The 23,992-nt window shown below is 62.5% G+C and carries 19 protein-coding genes; 6 read left to right on the top strand and 13 right to left on the bottom strand.

Annotation, left to right across the window (positions count from 1 at the left end):
- Positions 1 to 280: 280 nt before the first annotated feature.
- From ACV4UY_RS04330 to ilvB, 7 genes are all read right to left on the bottom strand, one after another.
- The gene (locus ACV4UY_RS04330; protein WP_491606419.1) at positions 281 to 1,816 is read right to left on the bottom strand and encodes a 2-isopropylmalate synthase; all 1,536 of its coding nucleotides are present in this window, start codon (positions 1,814 to 1,816) and stop codon (positions 281 to 283) included.
- Between the two features lie 86 nt (positions 1,817 to 1,902).
- Positions 1,903 to 2,748, bottom strand: coding sequence for a CDP-diacylglycerol--serine O-phosphatidyltransferase (pssA, locus tag ACV4UY_RS04325; RefSeq protein WP_491606418.1), 846 nt, complete (start codon positions 2,746 to 2,748; stop codon positions 1,903 to 1,905).
- Positions 2,749 to 2,817: 69 nt separating this feature from the next.
- On the bottom strand, positions 2,818 to 3,456 hold the full coding sequence (locus ACV4UY_RS04320; RefSeq protein WP_491606417.1) for a phosphatidylserine decarboxylase family protein: 639 nt from the start codon (positions 3,454 to 3,456) through the stop codon (positions 2,818 to 2,820).
- Positions 3,457 to 3,888: 432 nt separating this feature from the next.
- Positions 3,889 to 4,905 (bottom strand): ketol-acid reductoisomerase, encoded by a 1,017-nt coding sequence (gene ilvC, locus ACV4UY_RS04315; protein ID WP_491606416.1) that lies wholly within the window; start codon positions 4,903 to 4,905, stop codon positions 3,889 to 3,891.
- A 106-nt stretch (positions 4,906 to 5,011) separates the two neighbouring features.
- Positions 5,012 to 5,515: an acetolactate synthase small subunit gene (gene ilvN, locus ACV4UY_RS04310; protein ID WP_491606415.1), complete on the bottom strand. Its 504-nt coding sequence runs from the start codon at positions 5,513 to 5,515 to the stop codon at positions 5,012 to 5,014.
- Between the two features lie 82 nt (positions 5,516 to 5,597).
- Complete coding sequence (locus tag ACV4UY_RS04305; protein ID WP_491606414.1) at positions 5,598 to 7,238, bottom strand: Fic family protein; 1,641 nt, start codon at positions 7,236 to 7,238, stop codon at positions 5,598 to 5,600.
- A gap of 253 nt (positions 7,239 to 7,491) precedes the next feature.
- On the bottom strand, positions 7,492 to 9,183 hold the full coding sequence (ilvB, locus tag ACV4UY_RS04300; RefSeq protein ID WP_491606421.1) for a biosynthetic-type acetolactate synthase large subunit: 1,692 nt from the start codon (positions 9,181 to 9,183) through the stop codon (positions 7,492 to 7,494).
- A 429-nt stretch (positions 9,184 to 9,612) separates the two neighbouring features.
- Between ilvB and ACV4UY_RS04295 the strand changes: the two genes are divergently transcribed.
- Together ACV4UY_RS04295 and ACV4UY_RS04290 are read left to right on the top strand one after the other, a co-directional pair.
- Complete coding sequence (locus ACV4UY_RS04295; RefSeq protein WP_491606413.1) at positions 9,613 to 11,094, top strand: dynamin family protein; 1,482 nt, start codon at positions 9,613 to 9,615, stop codon at positions 11,092 to 11,094.
- Between the two features lie 106 nt (positions 11,095 to 11,200).
- Complete coding sequence (locus ACV4UY_RS04290; RefSeq protein WP_491606412.1) at positions 11,201 to 13,915, top strand: hybrid sensor histidine kinase/response regulator; 2,715 nt, start codon at positions 11,201 to 11,203, stop codon at positions 13,913 to 13,915.
- A 77-nt stretch (positions 13,916 to 13,992) separates the two neighbouring features.
- Here ACV4UY_RS04290 and fur read toward each other — a convergent pair whose 3' ends face one another.
- Positions 13,993 to 14,424: a ferric iron uptake transcriptional regulator gene (gene fur / locus ACV4UY_RS04285; RefSeq protein WP_491606411.1), complete on the bottom strand. Its 432-nt coding sequence runs from the start codon at positions 14,422 to 14,424 to the stop codon at positions 13,993 to 13,995.
- Positions 14,425 to 14,612: 188 nt separating this feature from the next.
- Between fur and ACV4UY_RS04280 the strand changes: the two genes are divergently transcribed.
- From ACV4UY_RS04280 to ACV4UY_RS04265, 4 genes are all read left to right on the top strand, one after another.
- Positions 14,613 to 15,440 (top strand): esterase/lipase family protein, encoded by an 828-nt coding sequence (locus ACV4UY_RS04280; protein WP_491606410.1) that lies wholly within the window; start codon positions 14,613 to 14,615, stop codon positions 15,438 to 15,440.
- Entirely contained in the window at positions 15,437 to 16,495 is a 1,059-nt protein-coding gene (dmeF, locus tag ACV4UY_RS04275; RefSeq protein ID WP_491606409.1) for a CDF family Co(II)/Ni(II) efflux transporter DmeF, read from the top strand. Before ACV4UY_RS04280 ends, dmeF begins: the two co-directional genes overlap by 4 nt.
- Positions 16,492 to 17,676 (top strand): cytidylyltransferase domain-containing protein, encoded by a 1,185-nt coding sequence (locus tag ACV4UY_RS04270; RefSeq protein WP_491606408.1) that lies wholly within the window; start codon positions 16,492 to 16,494, stop codon positions 17,674 to 17,676. The genes dmeF and ACV4UY_RS04270 overlap by 4 nt, the downstream gene beginning before the upstream one ends.
- 104 nt (positions 17,677 to 17,780) lie before the next feature.
- Positions 17,781 to 18,371, top strand: coding sequence for a hypothetical protein (locus ACV4UY_RS04265; protein WP_491606407.1), 591 nt, complete (start codon positions 17,781 to 17,783; stop codon positions 18,369 to 18,371).
- Positions 18,372 to 18,378: 7 nt separating this feature from the next.
- On the opposite strand, the gene ACV4UY_RS04260 is transcribed toward ACV4UY_RS04265, so the two are convergent.
- The 5 genes from ACV4UY_RS04260 to hisS form a co-directional block, all read right to left on the bottom strand.
- A complete protein-coding gene (locus ACV4UY_RS04260; protein WP_420906074.1) occupies positions 18,379 to 18,720 on the bottom strand; it encodes a DMT family protein in 342 nt (113 codons plus the stop codon).
- 692 nt (positions 18,721 to 19,412) lie between these two features.
- Positions 19,413 to 20,831, bottom strand: a complete 1,419-nt coding sequence (der, locus tag ACV4UY_RS04255; RefSeq protein ID WP_491606406.1) for a ribosome biogenesis GTPase Der — start codon at positions 20,829 to 20,831, stop codon at positions 19,413 to 19,415.
- Positions 20,824 to 22,011: an outer membrane protein assembly factor BamB family protein gene (locus ACV4UY_RS04250; protein WP_491606405.1), complete on the bottom strand. Its 1,188-nt coding sequence runs from the start codon at positions 22,009 to 22,011 to the stop codon at positions 20,824 to 20,826. The genes der and ACV4UY_RS04250 overlap by 8 nt, the downstream gene beginning before the upstream one ends.
- Positions 22,012 to 22,037: 26 nt before the next feature.
- Positions 22,038 to 22,682, bottom strand: a complete 645-nt coding sequence (locus tag ACV4UY_RS04245; RefSeq protein WP_491606404.1) for a tetratricopeptide repeat protein — start codon at positions 22,680 to 22,682, stop codon at positions 22,038 to 22,040.
- A gap of 32 nt (positions 22,683 to 22,714) precedes the next feature.
- The gene (hisS, locus tag ACV4UY_RS04240; RefSeq protein WP_491606403.1) at positions 22,715 to 23,977 is read right to left on the bottom strand and encodes a histidine--tRNA ligase; all 1,263 of its coding nucleotides are present in this window, start codon (positions 23,975 to 23,977) and stop codon (positions 22,715 to 22,717) included.
- Between the last annotated feature and the right edge of the window lie 15 nt (positions 23,978 to 23,992).

The following is a 23,992-nucleotide window of genomic DNA, read 5'->3' as shown; positions in this document are numbered from 1 at the left end:
GAGAACCCCCTCACCCCCCAACCGTGGCCCTCCCTTACGGGAGTTCCACGGTAAAAAGCAAAAACGAATCTCGCAAAGGCTGCGCGCGGCGCCTTTTTCGCAAAAAACGCGAAAAAGGCTTCTTTGAGGAAGAACGCGCTCAAGTCAAAAACAAAGTCCCAAGGGCTTTGCCCTTGGATCCCACCAGGGGGATAATCCCCCTGGACCCTTGATCATGGAACCACGCATCCCGTGATGGGTGCGGTTTAGCGCGCCCTCCAACCGCCACCCGTGCCGACAATCACACCCCGCCGCGCTGCTCCGCCGGACGCCGGGCCAGCTTGGCCAGCGCATTCAAGAAGGCCAGCGCCGAGGCCACCACCACGTCGTTGTCCACCCCGCGCCCCTGCACGGAGCGCTCGTCCCGCTCCATGTTGACGATCACGTCCGCCTGGGCATCGATGCCGCCGGTGATGGCGCGCACCTCATAACGTTGCAACCGCACCTCGTTGGCGCCGGGCACCAGATTGACGATGGCGTTGAACACCGCGTGGATCGCCCCCTCGCCCCACCCCGCGCCGCGCTGGGCATGCCCGTTCACCTGGATCTCCACCGCCGCCACCGGAGTATCCTCGGTGCCCGAGGCGACATGCAGACGAGTCAGCTTGTACGGATCGGCCTCGCGCACCATCTCGTCGTCCACCAGGGCGCGAATGTCGTCGTCGAAGAGGTTTTTCTTCTTGTCCGCCAGATCCTTGAAGCGCTGCATGATGCGCTCGACCTGCCCTTCCGGGAGCTGGTAGCCCAGCTCGCGCAACCGTTCGGCAAAGGCATGGCGTCCGGAGTGCTTGCCCAGCACCAGGCGGTTGGTGGCCAGACCCACCGAGGCCGGGGTCATGATCTCGTAGGTGGAGGCATCCTTGAGCATGCCATCCTGATGGATCCCGGATTCGTGGGCAAAGGCGTTGGCACCGACGATGGCCTTGTTGGGCTGGATCGGAAAGCCGGTGATGCGCGAGACCAGACGCGAGGCGGTGGTGATCTCCTCGGTGATCACGTCGGTGTGGTAGGGCATGATGTCGCGTCGGGTGCGCAGCGCCATCACCACCTCTTCGAGCGCCGCGTTGCCGGCCCGTTCGCCCAGCCCGTTGATGGTGCATTCGACCTGGCGGGCACCGTTACGCACCGCAGCCAGGGAGTTGGCCGTGGCCAGACCCAGATCGTTGTGACAGTGAACCGAAATGACCGCGCGATGGATGTTGGGCACCCGGCTCATCAGTTGATGGATCCGTTCGCCGAACTCATGCGGCAGGGTGTAGCCGACCGTATCCGGGATGTTGACCGTGGTGGCCCCGGCATCGATCACCGCCTCGACGATCCGGCACAGAAAGTCCATCTCCGAGCGTCCCGCATCCTCGGCGGACCACTCGACGTTCGAGGTGTGGCGTTTGGCGCGTCGCACGCCGGCCACCGCGGCCTCGACCACCTGATCCGGGGCCATGCCGAGTTTGTGACGCATGTGAATGGGACTGGTGGCGATGAACAGGTGGATGCGGGGATTGGCCCCCTCGCGCAGCGCCTCCCAGGCGCGATCGATATCCGCGTCGCGGGCGCGCGCCAGTCCGGCCACCGAGCAGTCGCGGATGGAGCGGGCGATGTTGCGCACCGATTCGAAGTTGCCCGGCGAGGAGATGGGAAAGCCGGCCTCGATCACATCCACCTTGAGTCGTTCCAACTGCAGGGCGACGCGCAACTTCTCGTCCGGGGTCATCGACGCGCCGGGCGACTGTTCGCCGTCCCGCAAGGTGGTATCAAAGATGAAAACTTTCTCGGACATGTTCATCCCTCCTGGATCGACACGCCACTCGGATCCGACTGGCCGGTCATCGGTGATGCAGGGACCGGGCCATGCCGCATGCCGGGTCAGGCGTGGGACTTCCCGGACTCCTCGCCCTCGGCGGCCTCGTTGAACTCCTTCACCTCGTCCTCTTCCTCCTCCTGTCCCTGGGCCAGCAGACGACGATACTCCCGGTGGCTGGAGTAGGCGGAGAGCAGATAGGCCCAACAGACCGCGAACAGGGTAGCGGCCATGTGGATGGTGAGCACGGTGATGAACAGCACCACCGCCACCAGGGTCAGGAAGGGACGACGGCGGTGCCAGTTGAACTCCTTGAAGCTGCGGAAGCGGATGCCGCTCACCATCAGGATGCCCAGGGCATAGACGAGCACCAGGGGAAGCCAGCGCCAGAACTCCGAAATGCCGGCCTCGGCGCGTCCGCCTGGAGGCGCGATGCCCAACTCCACATAAAAGAGCACCGTGGCCGCGAGCACGCCGGCGGCGGCGGGAATGGGCAATCCCTGGAAATAGCGTTTGGCCACCGATTCGATGGGTGCGGCCTTCTGCACGTTGAAGCGTGCCAGGCGCAGCGCGCCGCACACCGCGAACAGGAACGCGCCGGCCCAGCCAACCCTGGCGAAGGGGGTCAGGGCCCACTGATGGATCAGGACTGCCGGGGCGATGCCGAACGACAGGAAGTCGGCCAGGCTGTCGTACTCCTTGCCAAAAGCCGAGGTGGCGTTCATGGCGCGCGCCACGCGGCCATCCAGGCCATCGAACACGCCAGCCACCAGGATCGCCATGGCGCCCTGTTGATAGCTGCCGGTCAAGGCGGCCATGATGGCGTAGAAGCCGAAGAACATCCCTCCGGTGGTCAGCAGGCACGGAAAGATGATCGCCCCTTTCTTGGTATTCTCGCTGGTTTCGCCCACAGTGATGGTTCTCTCTTTTTTGGAAGTGCGTGCCGGCAATCAATCTTGTGGGGCATGGCCCCCGGACGCCTACAGTCGGGCGATGATCGTTTCGCCGGCGCGGGTTTTGTCCCCCAGGGCCGGTTCGATCTTGGCCGTGAGCGGCAGGTAGACATCCACCCGCGAGCCGAACCGGATCAGGCCGAACCGTTGGCCGGCGTTCTTGGCGTCTCCGGCCTTGAGGTAGCAGATGATGCGGCGTGCCACCAGTCCGGCCACCTGCACGAAGGAGATCGACACGCCATTTTTGGTTTTGGCATGGACCTCCATGCGTTCGTTTTCGATCGAGGCCTTGTCCAGGGCGGCATTGAGGAACTTGCCGGGGTGGTAGGCGACCGCCTCGACCGTACCATCGATGGGAAAGCGGTTCACATGGACGCTAAAGACGTTCATGAAGATGGAGAACTTGCGTGCCGGCAGGCCGGAGAGGGGGGCGATGGTCTCTTCGATGGCCACCACCCGGCCATCCGCCGGGGCGATCACCAGACCGTCACCGGTGGGCGTTTGGCGTTCCGGGTCGCGGAAGAACCAGACGCACCAGCCGGCCAGGATCCACAGAACCCCCTGGGCCAGCGGGTGGGCATGCAGGGCGCTTGCCACCGCGGCCACGACCACGAATGCAGCGATGAACGGCAGACCTTCCTTGGCCACTGGTGAGCGTGATGACATGCGTGATCTCCAAATTCAGCAATCGATGTGAACCCGATATGGACAGGGGCCAAAGCGGGTGGGGGTCAAGTCAGGGGCCAGGGGAGCCGGGTCGGATCCAAACTGGCGGGTCCAGGGACCCAGGGCCCCGGGGTGAGGAGGTTCTCCCCCTGTCAGGCAAGTTTACCGTGGAACTCCCGTAAGGGAGGTCCACGGTTGGGGGCTGAGGAGGTTCTCCCCCCATCATGCAAGTTTGGAAACGAAGCTCGTATGTTGCACTGTGGCCTTGCGGGAAACGACGCATCTCAAAACAGACGCGGTTTAATGGCGCGCGCCAAAGGCAAAGGCAAAACCAAAACCTCGGAGGCTCTGCCTCCGCACTTAAGCCGGGGACCTTGCGGTCCCCGGACCCCTGCGACACTTCAGACCACTCAGTCCTTGATCAGTTCTTGATCAGTTCTTGGACTTGTCCACCAACTTGCCCTTGCGAATCCACGGCATCATCTCCCGCAACCCGGCCCCCACCTTCTCGATGGGATGCTCGGTGCCACGACGACGCAACGCCTGGAAATGAGAGCGACCGGCCATGTTCTCCAGAATCCACTCACGGGCAAAAACACCGGTCTGGATCTCGTCGAGAATCTTCTTCATCTCCTGCTTGGTGCCGGCATCGACCACCCGCGGACCACGGGTCAGATCCCCATACTCGGCGGTATTCGAGATCGAATAACGCATGTTGGCGATGCCGCCCTCGTAGATCAGGTCCACGATCAGCTTGGTCTCGTGCAAACACTCGAAATAGGCCATCTCCGGAGCATAACCAGCCTCGACCAGGGTCTCGAAACCCGCCTGGATCAACGCCGTGATGCCACCGCACAACACCGCCTGCTCGCCGAACAGATCGGTCTCGGTCTCCTCGCGGAAACTGGTCTCGATGATGCCGGCCCGCCCGCCACCGTTGGCCGAGGCATAGGCCAACGCGATGGATTTGGCCTTGCCGGTGGCATCCTGATGGATGGCGATCAGACTCGGAACGCCACCCCCCTTGAGATACTCGGCACGCACCAGATGGCCGGGACCTTTCGGCGCGACCAGGAAGACATCGACACCCTTGGGCGGATCGATCTGACCGAAATGGATGTTGAAACCATGCGCAAAAACCAACGCCGCGCCGTTCTTGAGATTCGGGGCTACATCCTCGCGATAGACCCGCGCCTGATGCTCGTCCGGAACCAGGATCATCACCACGTCGGCTCCGGCCACGGCGGCGGAGACCTCCTTGACGCTCAGACCGGCCCCTTCGGCCTTGGCCCAGGAGGAGGAATCGCGGCGCAGACCCACGGTGACGCTCACGCCGGAATCCTTGAGATTCTGGGCATGGGCGTGACCCTGGGAGCCGTAACCGATGATCGCCACCTGACGGGAACGGATCTCGTTCAGATCGGCGTCGCTGTCGTAATAGACTTTCATGGAGCATACCTTTTGACAAAGATGGAAGGAGACGCGCCGAGCATCCCGACCCGTCGGAACGCCGCGCCTTTGAAATCCCTCATGATGAGACCAAAGCGATCCGGATTCAATGGCTGCTCTTGGAAACCATCCCCTTCTCGCCGCGAGAAAGGGCCACCAGACCGGTGCGCACCATTTCCGTGACCCCAAGCGGAGTCAGGAGGGCCAGACAGGCATCGAGTTTGCTCGAATCGCCGGTCACCTCGATCATGAACGAGGTGGGGGTGGCATCCACCACTCGGGAGCGGAAGATGTCGGCGATGCGCAACACCTCGGCGCGGGTGTCGCGATCGGTGGCCACCTTGACAAGCATCAGTTCACGCTCGACATGCGCCCCCTCGGTGAGATCGGCCACCTGGATCACCGGCACCAGTTTGTTGAGCTGCTTCAAGATCTGCTCGATGATCGAATCCTCGCCACGGGTAACCAGGGTGATGCGCGAGGTTTCGCCATCGCCGACCGGGGCCACGGTGAGGGTTTCGATGTTGAACCCCCGCGCCGAGAACAGTCCCACCACCCGGGACAACACCCCGGCTTCGTTTTCCACCAACACCGATATGACGTGACGCATGGCGCCCTCCTGACACAGATAGCTTCCCTGATTGTTTAACGTAGCTTAAATCTCACCAAACATCAACGCGAACCCCATGGCCTCACGTCGCGCCATCCCCACCCACCACCTCCCGAGCGACCGCCTTGTGCCACTCGGCCAAACCAATCGCCAGCGACTCTTCCAACCACTCCTTGAAACGGGCCGTCACGTTCTCTTCATCGTCCTTGTGGTTGAATTGGAAAAAGTCAGGAGCCGCGGGTCTAAGATCGGTTGTTCTGAATCCATCTCTGGTCTCATCATATTCTCTCTGCAGAATAAAACCGGTTGCAGCCAGAATGTTTTGATTATCCGGAATAACACCATGAAACGAAACCACAAACTGAAATACATTCTTTGTGATGATACTCAATCTTTCCCATTGTCTGTCATCAACCACAGATACCAGATCACAACCCGGAAAACCTTCCAACATCTCTCTTGAGATTTTATAGAGTTGTGATTTGTTGTTATTGATCATCGCAAGATACTCTAAGCGAAACTGGCTCTGAACATTTCGATATTTCTCACGATTATTGATTCCAACAACAGCCATTTCGATATTGCAATAATGCCCTGAATAGTTGTCGATCAGAATGTCGTAATAATTTCTGGAGGCATTCTCATTCAGTTTGGAAATCTCATTCAATGACGAAATCTCAGCTGAAGAATTAACCAAAAAAGTCTCAAACCTTTCTTTGGTGATTCTCACAAGAATCTCCAACAAACGAGATACTTTTTGGTGCCTGATCTGATCTTGAAGCTGAATCTGGAGATTTTTCTGTATCAACCTCAAACCCGAACTCAAAATCGCCTCGGCATGGCGTGTCTCAGGAAGCTCCTGTTCAACCTTGAGTGCCGCCAGGATCGAACGCCTCTGTCCAGAGACAAAAAAATCACACAGAGGTTTCAACCGCCCCTGATCGGCCTGCTCCAGGGCCTCGATGTAGACCGCGCGCTCCATGTCGCGAATCACCAGAGGAAAGAGCCGGTGCTTGATGAACACCAGACTGGCCAGAGAGCGCGCCACCCGGCCATTGCCGTCCTGGAACGGATGAATCTGGGTAAAACGATGATGCAGAAACGCAGCAAGCACCTCCGGCGGGGTCTCGTTACGAACATGCTTATTGTACCAGGTCAGCAGGCGCTCCATCTCATCGGAGACGAACTCCGGCGGGCAATACGGATGAAAAGATCCATCTTCACGTCTGGGATTGTTCGGGCATGTCTTGTATTGCCCTTTCAACAAAGGCACTTCGATCCGACGACCATCAAGGGTTTCGGCGGGCACCGACTCCTGCTGCCGGGTGAACTCGGCATGCAGCTCGCAAATATAGCTTTCGGAAAGCTCCCGCGCACTCGTGACGAAATCAAACAACCCCTCCACCACATGGCGTTGATCCTGGATCAACGCCGCCACACCCTCGGCCTGGTCGCGGCTCATATTGCCGCGATGGACGATCAGGCTGGCTTCGATCCCCTGTTCGATCAGAAGCTCGGTGACCCCACGGTCCCAGTGATAGAGCCGCTCGATCAGGCCCGTCTCGATGGCCCACTCGCGGTGCAGACGCCGTTTGAACTCCTCGAAGCTTTTGCTCCCCTCCAACTCCCGCCGGCGCTCCTCCCACACCTGGGCGAGCGCGAACAGCTCGGAGCTGGCAAGCGAAGCGACATCCTCGAGATCGGTGATGAAGGCGTATTCCACGGCACCATACCGCAACCATCTTGAGAAGCGTCACTTTCCGCGCGGCCCTTGTGCAAGATACGAGGGTCGTTTCCAAAAAACGGAAACGACCCTCGCGAAGGCTGCGCGCGACGCCTTTTTCGCATAAGGCCGCGAAAAAGGCTTTCTTGAGAAGAGCGCGCCAAAATCAAAGTCAAAACCCTGGGAGAGGAATCTCCCAGACGCTCTCTTTTTTTTCAACAGTACAATCTACACATTCCAAGCCGGGTGCGGGTTAAATCAATATCATCTCATTCAAACCCGCGCCGGCGGGCACCATGGGATAGACGTTCGCCTCGCGGTTGACGCGAAAATCCATGATCACCGTGCCCGGATGGCTCAATCCCCGCTCCAGGGTCGGGATCACCTGGTCCACCCGATCGCACACCAGACCCAACGCCCCATACGCCTCGGCGAGACGGACGAAATCCGGGGTGACGTGCATGTCCGATTCGGCGTAGCGCCGCTCGTAGAAGAACTCCTGCCACTGACGCACCATGCCCAGATAGCCGTTGTTCAGGATGATCACCTTGACCGGCAGTTTGTACTGCAAGCAGGTGGCGAACTCCTGGACATTCATCTGGATCGACCCCTCGCCGGTGATCACCACCACCTGGGCGTCGGGTTTGGCCACCTGGGCGCCCATGCCGGCGGGCAGACCATATCCCATGGTCCCGAGTCCGCCCGAGGTGAGCCAGCGCCGCGGCTTCTCGAAGCCGTAGAACTGCGCGGCCCACATCTGATGCTGACCCACGTCCGTGGCCACGATCGCATCGCCCTTGGTGACCTGATGCAGGCACTGGATCACGTACTGGGGCTCGATCACCTCGCTGCCCTGATTGAACCGCAGGCACTCCCGCTTGCGCCATTCGTTGATCTGCTCCCACCAGGGACCCACGTCCTGCAACCCGGACTTGTAACCCGGCGCATGCACCAGGTCGTTGAGCTGGGCGAGCACATGCTTCACGTCGCCCACGATCGGCAGATCCACCTTCACGTTCTTGGAGATCGAGGTGGGATCCACGTCGATGTGCATGATGGCCGCGTGGGGGGCGAACACCGACAGCTTGCCGGTCACCCGGTCGTCGAATCGGGAGCCGATGGCCACCAGCAGATCACAGTTGGAGACCGCCATGTTGGCCTCGTAGGTGCCATGCATGCCGAGCATGCCGATGAAGCGTCCATCGGCGGCGGGGAACGATCCCAGCCCCATCAAGGTGTTGGTGAGCGGGAAATTCAATCCCTCCACCAGTTTGAACAGCTCCTCCGAGGCGTTCGAGAGCACCGCGCCGCCGCCCACGTAGAGCACCGGGCGCTTGGCCTGCTGAAACATCCGGGCACCGCGCCGGATCTGACCGACATGCCCGGACAGGGTGGGCTTGTAGGAACGGATCTTCGGTTCGGCGCCGGAGTAGACATACTCGGTCTCGGCCACGGTGATATCCTTGGGAATATCGACCAGCACCGGTCCAGGACGTCCGCTGCGGGCGATGAAGTGGGCCTCGCGCAAAACCCGCGCCAGATCGTTGACATCGCGCACCAGGAAGTTGTGTTTGGTGCAGGAGCGGGTGATGCCCACGGTATCGGCCTCCTGGAAGGCGTCGTTGCCGATGAGCGGCGCCGGAACCTGTCCGGAGATGCACAACAGCGGAATCGAATCCATGTGGGCGGTAGCCAGGCCGGTGACGGCATTGGTGGCGCCGGGACCGGAGGTGACGATCGCCACGCCCACCCGTCCGGTGACGCGGGCGTAGCCATCGGCGGCATGCACCGCGCCTTGCTCGTGGCGGGTGAGATAGTGATGGATCCGGTGCTTGTTTTTGTAAAGCTCGTCGTAAATATACAAAACCGTGCCGCCGGGATAGCCGAACAGGGTATCGACCCCCAGATCCACCAGGGTTTGTATCACGATCTGCGCGCCCGTCATTTTCACGTTAGGTTCACTCCTTGAAATGCGCAAAGACAAACTCCACCTCTGATGCATGGGACAAGCCAAAAACTATGAAGTTCCCGTCCCGACCTGTCAACCGAATCGAAAAAATTTCCGGTTATCGCACCCGTCCGCACACGAACCGCCCCGGTTGACACCCTCCCGGTGCGGAGGGCGTGGGCATCCCCTTGCCTGGACAATGATCACCATTCCAGAATATCACTTTTCAAGGTCAACGAACACCAAGAATCGGGAGCCGCGCCTTTAGATCCGTCCCAAGGCGTGATAGGATCTCGTGGCGTCTGGATTCTTTTGCGAAAGGGAACCAGCCAGGAACCCGGAACCGAACGATCCACGGATCCCCACGGCACCCCCGAGGATCCCACGTACGCATCACCCATCATGCCATCAACCCGGAGCGACTTCATGTTCACCAGCGCCAGCAGCCAAGTGGATCGCCGTCTCAACAGCCTCGAAAAACATCTGCAACAGGAAAACCCCGTCCTGCTTCAGGTGGTCCAAACCTTCCGCGAACTCGATCAGGTCGCCTATCGCATGGGCGTGATCAGCCGCGACGACTCGTTCGCCACCCGGGTCTCCTGGTGGCCTCTGATCTCGATCCTGGGCACCTTTTCCTCGGGAAAATCCACCTTCATCAACACCTTCATCGGTCAAAAACTCCAACGCACCGGCAATCAGGCCGTGGACGACAAGTTCACGGTGATCTGCTACAGCAAAGAGGAGAAGGTGCGCACCCTGCCCGGTCTGGCCCTGGACGCGGATCCGCGTTTCCCCTTCTATCAAATCAGCCAGCAGATCGAAAGCGTGGTCCAGGGCGAGGGCAAGCGCATCGACGCCTATCTCCAGCTCAAGACCTGCCTCACCGAAAAACTGCGCGGCAAGATCCTCATCGACTCCCCCGGCTTCGACGCCGACGCGCAACGCACCTCCACCCTGCGCATCACCGATCACATCATGAGCATCTCCGATCTGGTGCTGGTCTTCTTCGATGCCCGCCACCCGGAACCCGGCGCCATGAAGGATACCCTGGACCATCTGGTGAAAAACACCATCAACCGGGCGGACTCGAACAAGTTCCTCTTCATCCTCAACCAGATGGACTGCACGGTGCGCGAGGACAACCTCGAAGACGTCACCGCCGCCTGGCAACGCTCCCTGGCCCAGTCGGGTCTGACCGCCGGACGCTTCTACCAGATCTACAACCTCGAAGCCGCCCTGCCCATCGACGACGACACCATGCGCACCCGCTACGAAAACAAACGCCAGGAGGACATGGACGAGATCGACGAACGGATCCGGCGCGTGGAGGTGGAACGGGCCTACCGGATCATCGGCGTCCTGGAACACACCGCCAAGCAACTCATGCATCATGTGGCGCCCAAAACCAACGAACTCCTGAAGCGGTGGCGCAAAAACACCCTGCTGCTCGATTTCGCCCTCCTGATCACCCTCGTGGGCCTGTTCGGAGCGCTCTCCTCCGCCGGCGTGCCGGTCGGCACCTGGCTCGACCTCCAAACCTGGGTCGAGCGCCCCGTCTGGGTCCAGCTTCTGGTGGGGATCCTCGCCGCCGCCTCTTTGTCGGCGATCGTCTTTTTGCACTTCCTGCTGCGCAAGCTCACCGCCACGCTCCTGATCAAGAAAATCCCCAGCGAACTCGTGGACACCGATCTGCGCGAGTATGTGGAAAACGCCTTCGTGCGCAACACCCGACCCATGCGCCCCCTGCTCAACGTCCAGCCCGCCGGCTGGGGCCGCCTGGCGAAAATGAAGATCGAGAAAGTGCTCAAAAACTCCGATATGTACGTTCAGAACCTGAACGACCAGTTCACCAACCCCTCTGGTCGTGACGACGCGCCCAACCCCACCATTCAACTCGACGTGGCGTGACAGCGGCGCGCATGCAGGAATCACCGTCCCTCCCCCCTTGGTCTGGAGCCTCTCCACGCCAAGGGGAACGGGACTCGACTGGATGGCGGCGTGACGGTTGTCGGCGATGCTCAAACGACTCTCCCTGACCTGGAAGGCCCTGTTGGCCACCATGCTGGTGGCCACCGCGACCTGGAGCCTCCTGGACCTGGTGCAGACCGACCATCTGCGCACCATCTTCCATTCCCGTCTCTCGGCGGTGCTCGGCGAAAAGGCCGCCGCCAACCGCATTCTCTTCGACAACCACATCCGCGCCTATCACCAGTCGGTGCGCCTTCTGGCCGCCCAGAAAAACTTTCTCGACTACATCGACGACTGGCCGACCGTGGATGCCGCAAGCTCCCAGGTGATCCACCGCGAACGTCCGCCGCCCTGGCTGCCGCGCGCCTCGGTATTGCGCGGTTTCACCCCCCTGCCCCTGCTTTTGCTGCTCGATCAGGATGGACGGGTGCGCGAGATCCACCAGGGACAGACCGCCCCGCCGCCCCGCGAACTCCTCGAACCCACGCCGCTGCTCATGGAGTTGAGCCACAACCAGACCTTTCTGACCGCCATCGCCGGCGCTCCCTATCTGATCACTTCGGAGACGGTGCTCGACCGCTCTGGCGATCCCAAGGCCACCCTCATGCTGGCCGCCCCCCTCAACGACGAGTTCCTGTCGCGCTTCCAGGGACCGGTAGGACGCTATACCGGTCTGGTGGCGCTGATCGAGGGGGACAAACAGACCATCATCGCCTCCAACCAGCCGGAGATCCTCCCCTCGGGCATTCCTCTCTCCGACACCTCGGGACGGTTCATGGTCTCCGGGTATTCGTTCTTCGATTTCGGCTCCTCGGATCTGCTGTTGCAACTGGTGACCCTGGAATCGACGGAGACGTTGGAATCCCTGTTGAAATCGATCCTGGCCACGGAACGCCATCAACGGTTCATCACCGCCGGCGCGCTGATCATCGCCTGCCTGTTGATCATGCTCTGGATCACCCGTCACATTGAACAGATCACCCGTGACATCGTGGATTTCTCCCGAACCGTGCTCGCCTCGGTCTCGAGCGCCACCCCTGGCCAACAGGACGAACTCCAGACCCTGCGCAGCCGTTTCCGCCAACTGGCCGACGCCATCATCGACGCCCGCGACAGTTTAAGGAGCGAACTGGAGGAGCGCAAACGGATCGAAAGCGCCATCCGCAAGCTCTCCAGGGCGGTGGAGCAGAGTCCGGCGGCGGTGATGATCACCAATCCGCAAGGGCTCATCGAATACGTCAATCCCCAATTCACCACCCTGACCGGTTATGCCGCCGAGGAGAGCATCGGACGGGATCCGGGGTTTCTCAAATCCGGCAAGACCCCGGCCTCGACCTACAAGAACCTCTGGGAGACCATCGCCTCGGGGCAGGTGTGGCGCGGCGAGCTGCACAACCGGCGCAAGGACGGCTCCACCTATTGGGAGTTGAACGCCATCTCGACCATCCAGGATCGGGAGGCGGGCACCATCCATTACATCGCGATCAAGGAGGATGTGTCGCTGCGCATCGAGATGGAGAAGGCCCTCGAACAGGCGCGCGCCGCCGCCGAGGCGGCGATTCAGGTCAAGAACGACTTCATGGCCAACATCAGCCACGAATTGCGCACCCCGCTCAACACCATCATCGGTTGCGCCAACCTGGTGACCGAAAAGAACAACGGCGAGTTGAACAAGACCCAACGCAAGTACATCAAGGAGGTGTTGTCCGCCGCGGACCGGCTCACCCTGATGATCGACGACCTGCTGGACATCTCGCGGGTGGACACCAAGCAGTTCAATCTGGAAAAACAGCTGTTCGAATTGCGCGGTCTGGTGGAGGGGGCCGCGGCCATGGTGACCACCGAGGCGCGCACCAAGGGGTTGGCGTTTTCCTGCCGGATCCAGCCCGATCTGCCGGCGCGCCTGCGCGGCGACGCGGTGCGGCTGCGGCAGGCGTTGCTGCATCTGTTGGGCAATGCCATCAAGTTCACCCCCCAGGGCAGCGTCGAGATGAGCGTGGAGATGGCCCCACCTCCGGCGCCTCCCGGCACGGTGATCCTCACCATCGCCGATACCGGAATCGGCATCCCCGAGGAACTGCACGCCACCATCTTCGACCCCTTCATCCAGGTGGACTCCTCCCTGTCGCGTCCCTACGGCGGATCGGGACTCGGGCTGGCGATCACCAAGCGGATCATCGAGTTGATGGGCGGTTCGATCCGGCTGGCCAGCCGCGTCGAGGAAGGGAGCACCTTCGTGATCACCCTGCCGCTGGAGGTTCCGGAGCAGGATCTCGTCGAGGCGCGCGATCAACCGGTGGTGGTGGATGCGCCTGGGGTGGCGCCCCCCGGAACCCTGGCCGGAAGCAAGGCGCTGGTGGCCGGCAAGCATCCTGTCAACCGTCTGATCTTGAAAAAACTCCTCATTGCCCGCGGCCTGGAGGTGGTCGAGGCCAGCCAGTGTCAGACCGTGGATGCGATGGTGGACGAAAGCGGTCGATCGGCATTCGATCTGGTCTGTCTGGACTGCTCCCTCTCCCCCTCGGGAGGGGTGGAGGAGACCCGGCGTCTGCGCGCCCTGCCGGGCATGGCCGACACACCGGTGTTGTTGTTCGGCGGGGACGAGCGGCGGGTGGCCGAGGAGTTGCCGGGGGTGTTGATCCTGCCCAAGCCGATCCGACGCGCGCAGGTCTATCAGGCGGTCAATCTGGCGCTGAAACTGCCGCTCGAGGGCGATCTGGAAGAGGGGGAAACGAATGGGGAGGGTGAAAACGGCGGGTGAGACGCCCCCTTGAGGCCGGAATCACGGGGATCCGGGGGTCATGAACCCGAATCCCGAGCCGATGCGGTTGCCGACCCTCATCCATGGGATCGGTGGGGGCAGACCGTGTTCTGACAGTTCACATACAGCGACAACGAGTGGTCCTGCACCGCGAAACCGCGCGCCTCGGCGATCTCCTTCTGGCGTTTCTCGATGGTGGCGTCCACGAACTCCTCCACCCGGCCACACTGCATGCAGACCAGATGGTCGTGGTGCTCCCCCTGGTTGAACTCGTAGATCGCCTTGCCGGACTCGAAATGGCTGCGCATCAGCAGTCCGGCGTGTTCGAACTGGGTCAGAACCCGATAGATGGTCGCCAGACCGATCTCCTCGCCATCCGACATCAGCTTGCGATACACGTCCTCGGCGCTCATGTGTTGACCCGCGTCGGAAACGAACAGACGCAGCACTTTCATGCGCGGCGCGGTAGCCTTGAGCCCGGCGTTCTTCAGATCCCGATTCATGTCCATGGCCAATCTCCCTATAACAAATGCCAGATCAAGGATTGCAAGATTTTTTCACCCATTCCTGAAAAACGCAATGGCAATTCATCATTATTAGCAACTGCTTGAATTCGCCGCGCGATGGGACCATAATTGGTCCGACAAGATACGCCAACTTGTCGCGCAAATCACGACATCCTCCAGGAGCCACGACCATGAAACCCCTCCTCGCGGCGTTCGCGCTACTCGTCACCACCCTGTTCATCCCCTCCACGGGCCGAAGCGATGTGCTGGTCCTGGCCCACGGCTATCTCGGTTCCGCCGCCTCCTGGGAGCGGAGCGGCGTGGTGCCGATGCTTGTCCAAAAAGGGTGGGAGCGGGCCGGCATCCTCTCCCTGGGACCGGGCGGCGTGACGGAAGTTTCCGGCACGGGGCGGAAAGCCGCGAAAAAAATCTATCTGGTGGAACTCCCCTCCATCGCCCCCCTGGGACTCCAGGCCGATCACCTGACTCCCATGTGGCGCCTTTTGGCCCAGCGCCACCCGAACGAACCACTCATTCTGGTCGGCCATTCGGCGGGTGGCGTAGTGTTGCGCCTCTCCCTGGTGCGCGGCGAAGTCCCCAATCCCAAGGCGCTCATCACCATCGCCTCGCCCCATCTGGGCACCCCACGCGCCGAACAGGCCCTGAACGCCACGGATGATCCATGGCCCATCGACATCCTGCGCGACTTCTTCGACAATGGCGACTATCGGACCTTGCGGGTCTCCCGCGGGCTCTATCTGGACATCGTGCGCCAGCATCCGGGATCGCTCCTGTTCTGGTTGAACCACCAGCCCCACCCGGAGATCCGCTACATCTCCATCGTGCGCGGCGGACCGTTCGCCATGGGGGATTTCCTGGTTCCCGGCATCAGCCAGGATCTCAACAATGTCCCGGTCCTGCGCGACAAGGCCACCTCCCGGATCTCCGGCACCGGACACGAACTCTTTTGGCCCGATGGCCAACTCCTCGCCTCCCTGTTGGAGAAACTGCCCCAATGATCGCTCACGCTGCCCGCCCCCTCGGCCACGACACCTCCCTCTGGCGCCACGAACACAGCTTTGGCCTGAACGAAAAACTCGAGGCCGAACGTCGCACCCACTGGGTGGTCGCTCTCACCCTGGTCACCATGATCATCGAACTGCTGGCCGGCTACGCCACCGGCTCCATGGCCCTCACCGCCGACGGCTGGCACATGGGCACCCATGCCGCAGCCCTGGGCCTGGCCGCCTTCGCCTACGCCTTCGCGCGCCGCAATGCCAGCAATCCCCGCTTCACCTTCGGCTCCGGCAAAACCGGTCCGTTGGGCGGCTTCGCCAGCGCCGTGGCCTTGAGCCTCATCGCCCTGATGATGGCGGTGGAATCGCTGCAACGGTTGATCACCCCAATCCCGGTGGAGTTCTCCACCGCCCTGTTCGTGGCGATGGCGGGACTGGTGGTGAATCTGGTCAGCGCCTGGCTGCTCGGCGGCGCCCATCACCATGGCCACGGCCACGATCATCCGGACCATCACGACCACGGACACCACGCCCGGCAGGCCGTCCACGATGACCACGATGACCACGATGACCACGATGACCATCACGATCACGACCATCACCCGACCCAGGCCGACGGACATCAGGATCATAACCTGCGCGGAGCCTATCTGCACGTCATCGCCGATGCCATGACCTCGGTGACCGCCATCGTCGCCCTGTTGTGCGGCATGACCCTGGGGTGGGTATGGATGGATCCCCTGATGGGCATCCTCGGCTCCGTGGTGATCGCGGTCTGGGCGTATGGTTTGATCCGCGACAGCGCCAAGACCCTGCTCGACGCCGAGGATAATTTCCCGTTGCGCGAGGTGATCCGCGACCGCTTCTTCGACCACGACGCCGACATCGAAATCGCCGATCTCCACCTGTGGCGGGTCGGTCCGAGCAGTCACGCCTGCATCATCTCCCTCATCACCCACCATCCCGAAGGCGCGGACCACTACAAAACCCTGTTGCGCGGCATCGAGGGGCTGGATCACGTCACCGTGGAGGTCAACCACTGCCGGGCCTGCCCATGAAACTCCTCGCCATCATCCCGGCCCGCTGTGGCGCCAAGGGATCCACCAACCGGTTTCTCCAGGATCTGGGTGGACGACCCCTGCTCGCCTGGACCGTCGAACACGCCCTGAACTGTCCGGCGGTCACCCGCACCGTGGTGCTCACCGATCAGGAGGAGATCGCCCAGAGCGCCCGGCTGGCCGGAGCCGAGGTGCCGATCCTGATCCCCGCGACCCTCGCCAGGGAGGGGGTCTCCCTGGAAGCCGCCCTCGCCCCACTCATGGAGGAGTTCGCCAAGCGGGAGTTCTTCAAGCCCGACGCGATCATGATCCTCAGCCCCACCACGCCGTTGCGCTCCCCCGGACGGGTGACCGCCGCGGTATGGCAGTTCCAGGCCGAGGGGGCCGATTCGCTGGTGAGCGTCTGCGCCCAACCGCAACTCTTCTGGACCAATCCGCGCAACCCCCGTCCCGGCTTCGACCTGCGCTTGCGCACCCGCATCCAGGAGATGGGCGAGGCGGAACGGAGTTTCCGCGAAAACGGCTCGATCACCATCGCCCGCGGCGAACTGTTGCGCGAAAACAAGAGTCTGGTGGGCAGCAAGGTGACGTTGTTCCTGATGGACGAAAAGGAGAGTCAGGAGATCGACACCCTGCTCAACTGCCGCCCCTCCCAGGAGTGGCGTTGCGAACGGATCGCTCCCGAACCGGTGCGTGGCTCGCCTTTGGCCTGGATGGATGCCATCGTGTTCGACTTCGATGGCGTGCTGACCGACAACCGGGTGTTGGTGAATCAGGATGGCATCGAGTCGGTGCTGTGCAGTCGCGGCGACGGCATGGGATTCGATATCCTGCGCGCGGCGGGCATTCCCGCCTTCATCATGTCCACGGAGACCAATCCGGTGGTGTCGGCCCGGGCCAGAAAACTCAAACTTCCGGTGTTTCAGGCGGTGCGCGACAAGGGGGCGGCCCTGGAGGCGCTCTGTCGCGAACACGGTTTCAAACCGGAGCGGATCATCTTCGTGGGCAACGACATCAACGACCTGCCGGCCATGAAAATCGCCGGCTTCCCGGTGGCGGTGGCCGATGCCCAGGCGGTGGTGCGCAAGGCTGCCTGGCGGGTGTTGAAGACGCCGGGCGGTTTCGGCATCGTGCGGGAGTTGATCGAGGGGATCCTCGGCCTGCCCGACGCCATGCCGTGAAACGGGTGTGAAACCAATCTTGCCGGATGGCGCGCACGCCGCCAATCCCCCACCGAATGGCGCACGCCGCATCCATGACCTCAACCACCAGGAGACACTTCCAGATGTCATTCCCAGAAACCCCGAACATCACCCTGCGCGATCCCTTGGCCGAGCTGTTGGGCGCCGGCGAGGAGCCGTTCGTCTACACTTTCAACGACGCGGTGAAGCTGGCCGGACACGCCTGCCCGACCGTGGCCGGCGCCTTCCTGATGATCCGGCGCGCCATGGAACTGTTGTACCCGGAGACCATTCCGATACGCGGGGATGTTCTGATCACCGTGCCCAACCGCATCGAGGAGGGGGTCACCGGCCCGATCACCCAGATCTTCACCCTGGTGAGCGGCGCCGCGGGGCTGAACGGCTTCAAGGGGCTGGCCGGACAGCACAACCGCATGAACCTGATGCGTTTCCAGGAGGGGATGGGCAGCGCGGCCCCGTTCGTCTTCGAGGCCATCTCCACCGGACGCAAGGTGGCCCTGGTCTACTCCCCCGCCGCCATCCCGCCCGACCCGCGCATGGGGGAGATCATGCCGCTGGTGTTGAGCAACCGGGCCATGCCCGAGCTGCGCGCCGAGTTCGGTCGGTTGTGGCGCCAGAGGGTCGAGGCGATCCTGGCCGACGGCGGAAAAAGCACCGTGACCCAGGTCGGATGAGGCGTCTTCACGACCGGAAGATGAAATACACCGCACCCACCAGGCACAATCCGGCCCAAAGATAATCGAGCTTCAGCGGCTGCCCCATGTAGAAGACCGCGAACGGCATGAAAACCAGCAGGGTGATCACCTCCTGCATGATCTTCAACTGCGACACGGAGAGCACCGTATAGCCGATGCGGTTGGCCGGCACCTGGAGCAGATATTCGAACAAGGCGATCCCCCAGCTCACCAGCGCGGCGACATACCAGCTCCGATCCCCGAGATGCTTCAAGTGACCATACCAGGCGAAGGTCATGAAGACGTTCGAGAGGATGAGCAGAAACACGGTCAAAAGGGTCGGTTGCATGGCTCCTCGCTGACGGATATGGAAACGGAACGGTCCGGTTTGGCGATCCGCGAACTCGCCGGTGGTCATGGCCCCAAACCGGCGACGATCACCGGCACGACAGCCGCGCACCCGCGTTTTCGAGCAAAAAAATCGCCTGATTCCATGAAAGGCGCACGACAGGTATTCAGGACCCCTACATGTGGCGGGGTCCAGGGGCCAATGGCCCCTGGTGGGATCCAAGGGCGAAGCCCTTGGGAAGTTGCTTTTGATGTTGTCTTTCGCGCGCTTTTCACGCTAAGCGGTTTTTCGCGCCTTTTGCGAAAAACCGCTTAGCGTGAAAAGCGCGCGCCGTCTCATGTGCCCCCTCCGTTGCCCGTAAGGGCATAAGGAGGGGGCACATTGCCTTTCAGCACAACAAGCCGCCTCCGGCGGCCTGTTTGGGGCCATGTTCGCGGGATCGTTTTGCGCCTTTGGCAAAACGATCCCGCGAACATGGCTGCACGCAGCGTTTTTTCGCAGAACGTACCAAAGACAAAAGACAATAAAATCAAAAACAACACCTCGGAGGCTCTGCCTCCGCACTTAAGCCGGGGACCTTGCGGTCCCCGGTCCCCGGCCATAGAGAGGGGGGCTGAATGGTAAAGGGGGTGGGGGTTCTCCCCCCATCATGCAGGTTACGCACATTTCAACGCATCCTCCGCATCACCCGATCAAGAGGGCTTCTTCCCCGTGGTCACATAGGGATTCTCCCCACCGCGAAAATCCAACCGGATCGGCACGCCCTGAAACGCGAACCGCTCCCGCAGCCGGTTTTCCAGATAACGCCGGTAACTCTCCTCGATGGCGTCCGGACGATTCACGAAAAAGATGATCAACGGTGGCGAACTCTTCACCTGCGACATGAAGCGCAGCTTGACCGGTCGGCCTGCGGCGCGCGGAGGCGGGTTGGCCTCCACCGCCTCAGCCAGCCAGCGATTCAACATGCCGGTCGAAATGCGCTTGCGTCCCGACTCCCACACCTTGCGCACCGCCGGCAACAACCGCTCCACCCCCTGCCCGGTCCGCCCGGACAAAAACACCACCGGCGCATGATCAAAACGAGGGAATGCCAAACCCAGCTCGCGCCGAAAGGCGTTCTCCGCATCCCGTCCACGCTTGGCCAGCGCGTCCCACTTGTTCACCGCGAACACCAACCCGCAACCGGCCTCCAACGCATGACCGGCCACCCGTTGATCCTGCTCGCTGATGCCCCGGATCGCATCCAACACCAAGACGGCGGTTTTGGCCTTCTCCATGGCGTTCAAGGCAGCGATCGCGGCATATTTCTCGATGCGCAACGCAATCCGCGCCTTGCGCCGGATGCCGGCGGTGTCCACCAGGATGTACTTCTGCCCCTTGCCGTCCACGAACGAAACATCCACCGCGTCACGGGTGGTGCCGGGAATCTCGGAGGTGACGAACCGTTCCTCACCCAACAACCGGTTGACCAGCGTGCTCTTGCCCGCGTTCGGACAGCCCACGATGGCCACCCGCGCCACATCGTCGTCATCGCGCTTGGGGGGATGGGCGTCCGACTCGACATCCGTCGCCGCCCGACCACGCCCCAGAGCCTGCCGCAACAGCTCATCCACCCCGGTGCCGTGGGTCGCGGAGATCGCCACGACGGGTTGCAGGCCCAGACGGTGAAACTCCCCCACCCCCTCGGCCCCCACCAACCCCTCGGCCTTGTTGACCACGCACACCACCGGCTTGCCGCCACGCCGCAGACGCCGCGCCAGCTCCTGGTCATCCGGCAACGGACCGACCCGCGCATCCAGCACCAGCAGCAGGACATCCGCCTCCTGGATCGCCAGCTCCACCTGCTGACGCATGCGCTCCATCAACGGCTCGCGTTCGTCGAACTCGAAACCGCCGGTATCCACCACCCGGAACGGCTTGCCATCCCACACCGCGTGACCGTACTTGCGGTCACGGGTCAGACCCGGCGTATCGTCCACCAGAGCCGCCCGGCTGCGGGTCATCCGATTGAACAGCGAGGACTTGCCGACATTCGGACGCCCCACCAACGCCAACAGCGGTCCGGAATCCCGCCTCTCCTCCACGGACTCCGTGGCCCCGTCCTTATTCATAACGCAGCAGATCACCCCTGTTCGTCCAAAAATAAACCCCATCCGCAGCCACCACCGGCAACGACAACACCGCGCCCGGCAACGACTCGCGACCCAACACCCGTCCGCTGGCCGGATCGAGGGTGTACAACCGTTCCTGGTCGTCGGCCACCACCAGCCGATCCTTGTGGAGCACCGGAGAGGTCAACTGTCCATCGCTCAGGCGCACCCGCCACAGCTCGATGCCGTCATCCGCGCCGATGGCCGAGACATACCCCTCCAGATCGACGACGAACAGGCGATCCATCGACCAGAGCGGCTGACGCACGGCAGAGAGCCGTTTTTCCCAGATCCGGTTGCCCGTGCCCACCTGACAGGCGATCAACCGTCCCTGATGGTTGACCATGTAGGCCTTGCGTGCGCCCAATCGCGGTCCCTGCACCTCGGAGAAGACCACCGAGGCATCCACGTCCTGCATCAGGTCCAGCTCGCTGCTTCCGCCCAGCACGCGCAGGTTGTCGGACCACGCTTTCTGACCGTTGTCGGAGCGCAAGGCGAACACCTCGCCCGAGGAGTAGCCGACGAACACCAGACCGTCCGCGAACGTGGGGGTGGAGGAGCCCATCACCACCAGCCCCTCGGCCAGGGTGGAATGGCTCCAAACCGGCTGACCGGTGGTGGCATCCAGGGCATGGGAACGGTTGTCGAGGGTCAGCAGGATCACCTTGCCATCCACGACCAACGGAGCCGAATCGACTGCGGTGTTCATGCGCGTCCGCCACACCTCCACGCCGGTGTTGCGCGACAGGGCGACCACCGTCCCCTGTTCGGTGCCGGCATAGACCCGCTCCCCGTCCACGGCCACGCCACCCATCACCGCCGAGCCGAGGGAATACTCCCAAACGATGTCGCCCGTGGCCCGTTTCACCCGTGCCACGCGCCCCTGATAGGTCCCGACGTAGATCGAATCCTCATCCTTGGCCACTCTGCCGGGATGAACGAAGTGCTTGTCCGGAGAGCTGGCCACCCCCCGTTTCCAGACCAGGCGCAGACCGGTTCCCTTGCCCGGATCCGGAGCCCGAAACTGATGGCTCTCCATTTCGTCCACCTTGCCGCCCAGCCAGGTCGGCGTCGAGCATCCGGGAAGGAGCGACGCCATCAGGGTCAGGGAGACCCAACATGCCAGACCACGCTTGTTCATGCCACACCCTCCCCGTTCACCGTTGCTCAACCGCCCATGCGCTGAATGCGCCGCTCCAACCGCTTGCGCAGACTCCCTTCCGGCTTCAGGGAGAGCGCGTCCTTGTACAGGGCCAGGGCGCCCGGCGCGTCCCCCTGCCCGGCGGTCAGCACGCCGGCCAGCTCCAGGGCATGCGGCTTGAACACCGAATCGCGGGGAATGTTCTCCAGCCGACGCAGCGCCCGCTTCGGATCATCGGAGATCACGAACGCGGCCTGCATGATGGCCAGATTCTTCAAGGGTGGCTTGGCCATGGCCGCCACCTCCTCGAGCATCAGGGCCGCCTCCTCGGTCTTGCCCTCCCGCGCCAGGATACGCGCCTCGGCAAACCGCGCCAGCAACGCATAACCGTGATCCCCATAGGTGGCCGCCACCTCGGCCAACCCCGCGCGCCCCGCCGTCTCGTCCGCGTCGCTCAAACCATCCAGGGCGGTCAGATAGCGTTGCGCCACCTCCTGGTCGCGTTTCTTCTGGTATTCGGTCCAGCCCACATAGGCGAACAGCCCCACGAACAACAGGATCAGACCGCCGAGGATCCATGTCCTGTATTTCATCCACATGCGGGCGGCGTTTTCCACCTCCAGCTGTTCGTCAACCTCTTCGAAAATGCCCTGAATCTCAATCTGCGCCACGGTTCATTCCCCTGTCCGCTCGAAGCGTGTCCTTATCCGATTGACCTGCCCAACAGCGCCAGGATCCGCCCGTCCAGTTCATCCCGGGCCACCCGCTCCTGACTGCCGCTCTCCATCGCCTTCACGGTCGCCACACCCTCCGTCAGCTCGTCCTGACCGATGATCACCGCCAACGGCGCCCGCGACCGCCCGGCATGTTTCATCTGGCTCTTCATGCCGCCACCGCCCAGGTGCATCTCCACCGCGATCCCCTTCTCCCGCAGCCCCTCGGCGATCCGTACCGCCTCGGCCTCCACCACCCCATCCCCGACCGCCACCAGATAGAGATCCGCCACCTCGGACGACCCCAAGGATTCGTCCATCAGCATCAGCAGCCGTTCCATGCCCATGGCGAAGCCGATCGCCGGGGTGGCCACCCCGCCCATCTCCGCCACCAACCCATCGTAGCGTCCGCCGGCGGCCACGGCGTTCTGGGCGCCCAACCCCTCGGCGATCGCCTCGAAGGCGGTCCGATGGTAATAGTCCAGACCGCGCACCATCAATGGATTCAACCGGTAGGGGAGTGCCAGACGGTCCAGATGGGCGAGCAACCCCTGGAAATGGCTCTCGCACCCCGCGCACAGATGATCGCGCATGTGCGGCACGCCGGCCAGCAAGGCCGGATCCTCCTCCTTGCAGTCGAGAACCCGCAGCGGATTGCGCTCCAAACGATTCTGACAGTTGCCGCACAGTCTGGACCTGGCCGACTCCAGATGGTTGACCAGCTTTTCCCGATAGGGCACCCGACAGGTGGGACAGCCCAGGGAGTTGATCTCCAGGGTCACCGCCGCGCCGATGCCGATGGCGCGCAACAGACGCAGCACCAGCGCCATCATCTCCGCGTCGGCCAGCGGCCCCTCGGGACCGAACAGTTCGCAGCCGATCTGATGGAACTGGCGGTAGCGTCCCTTTTGCGGACGCTCGTAGCGGAACATCGGCCCCATGTAGAAGACCCGCCACGGCAGGGAGCGGTGCCGGCTGGTCTCGATGAACGACCGGACCGCCGAGGCGGTCCCCTCGGGACGCAGACACAAACGCTCGCCGCCGCGATCCGCGAAAACGTACATCTCCTTTTCCACGATGTCGGTGGCCTCGCCCACGGCGCGCGAGAAGAGTTCCACCCGCTCGAACAGCGGGGTTCTCAGCTCCCGATAGCCGTATTGCGCGAAGATCCGCCGCGCGCGATCCTCGAGAAAGCTCCAGCGCCCGCTCTCCTCGGGTGGAATGTCGCGCACGCCGCGCACGGTCTGAATCATCTCCAACTCCCTGTC

The organism is Candidatus Magnetaquiglobus sp. (assembly GCF_058402785.1).
This window is presented reverse-complemented; position numbering and strand designations above follow the sequence as displayed.

What these genes read in the sequence shown, in the direction of transcription:
- hisS (WP_491606403.1), bottom strand. Translation starts at nt 23,977, where the DNA reads ATGATTCAGACCGTGCGCGGCGTGCGCGACATTCCACCCGAGGAGAGC.
- ilvN (WP_491606415.1), bottom strand. Translation starts at nt 5,515, where the DNA reads ATGCGTCACGTCATATCGGTGTTGGTGGAAAACGAAGCCGGGGTGTTG.
- ACV4UY_RS04290 (WP_491606412.1), top strand. Translation starts at nt 11,201, where the DNA reads ATGCTCAAACGACTCTCCCTGACCTGGAAGGCCCTGTTGGCCACCATG.
- ACV4UY_RS04270 (WP_491606408.1), top strand. Translation starts at nt 16,492, where the DNA reads ATGAAACTCCTCGCCATCATCCCGGCCCGCTGTGGCGCCAAGGGATCC.
- ilvC (WP_491606416.1), bottom strand. Translation starts at nt 4,905, where the DNA reads ATGAAAGTCTATTACGACAGCGACGCCGATCTGAACGAGATCCGTTCC.
- ACV4UY_RS04320 (WP_491606417.1), bottom strand. Translation starts at nt 3,456, where the DNA reads ATGTCATCACGCTCACCAGTGGCCAAGGAAGGTCTGCCGTTCATCGCT.
- ACV4UY_RS04295 (WP_491606413.1), top strand. Translation starts at nt 9,613, where the DNA reads ATGTTCACCAGCGCCAGCAGCCAAGTGGATCGCCGTCTCAACAGCCTC.
- ACV4UY_RS04260 (WP_420906074.1), bottom strand. Translation starts at nt 18,720, where the DNA reads ATGCAACCGACCCTTTTGACCGTGTTTCTGCTCATCCTCTCGAACGTC.
- ilvB (WP_491606421.1), bottom strand. Translation starts at nt 9,183, where the DNA reads ATGACGGGCGCGCAGATCGTGATACAAACCCTGGTGGATCTGGGGGTC.
- ACV4UY_RS04330 (WP_491606419.1), bottom strand. Translation starts at nt 1,816, where the DNA reads ATGTCCGAGAAAGTTTTCATCTTTGATACCACCTTGCGGGACGGCGAA.
- ACV4UY_RS04265 (WP_491606407.1), top strand. Translation starts at nt 17,781, where the DNA reads ATGTCATTCCCAGAAACCCCGAACATCACCCTGCGCGATCCCTTGGCC.
- ACV4UY_RS04280 (WP_491606410.1), top strand. Translation starts at nt 14,613, where the DNA reads ATGAAACCCCTCCTCGCGGCGTTCGCGCTACTCGTCACCACCCTGTTC.
- fur (WP_491606411.1), bottom strand. Translation starts at nt 14,424, where the DNA reads ATGGACATGAATCGGGATCTGAAGAACGCCGGGCTCAAGGCTACCGCG.
- der (WP_491606406.1), bottom strand. Translation starts at nt 20,831, where the DNA reads ATGAATAAGGACGGGGCCACGGAGTCCGTGGAGGAGAGGCGGGATTCC.
- ACV4UY_RS04250 (WP_491606405.1), bottom strand. Translation starts at nt 22,011, where the DNA reads ATGAACAAGCGTGGTCTGGCATGTTGGGTCTCCCTGACCCTGATGGCG.
- dmeF (WP_491606409.1), top strand. Translation starts at nt 15,437, where the DNA reads ATGATCGCTCACGCTGCCCGCCCCCTCGGCCACGACACCTCCCTCTGG.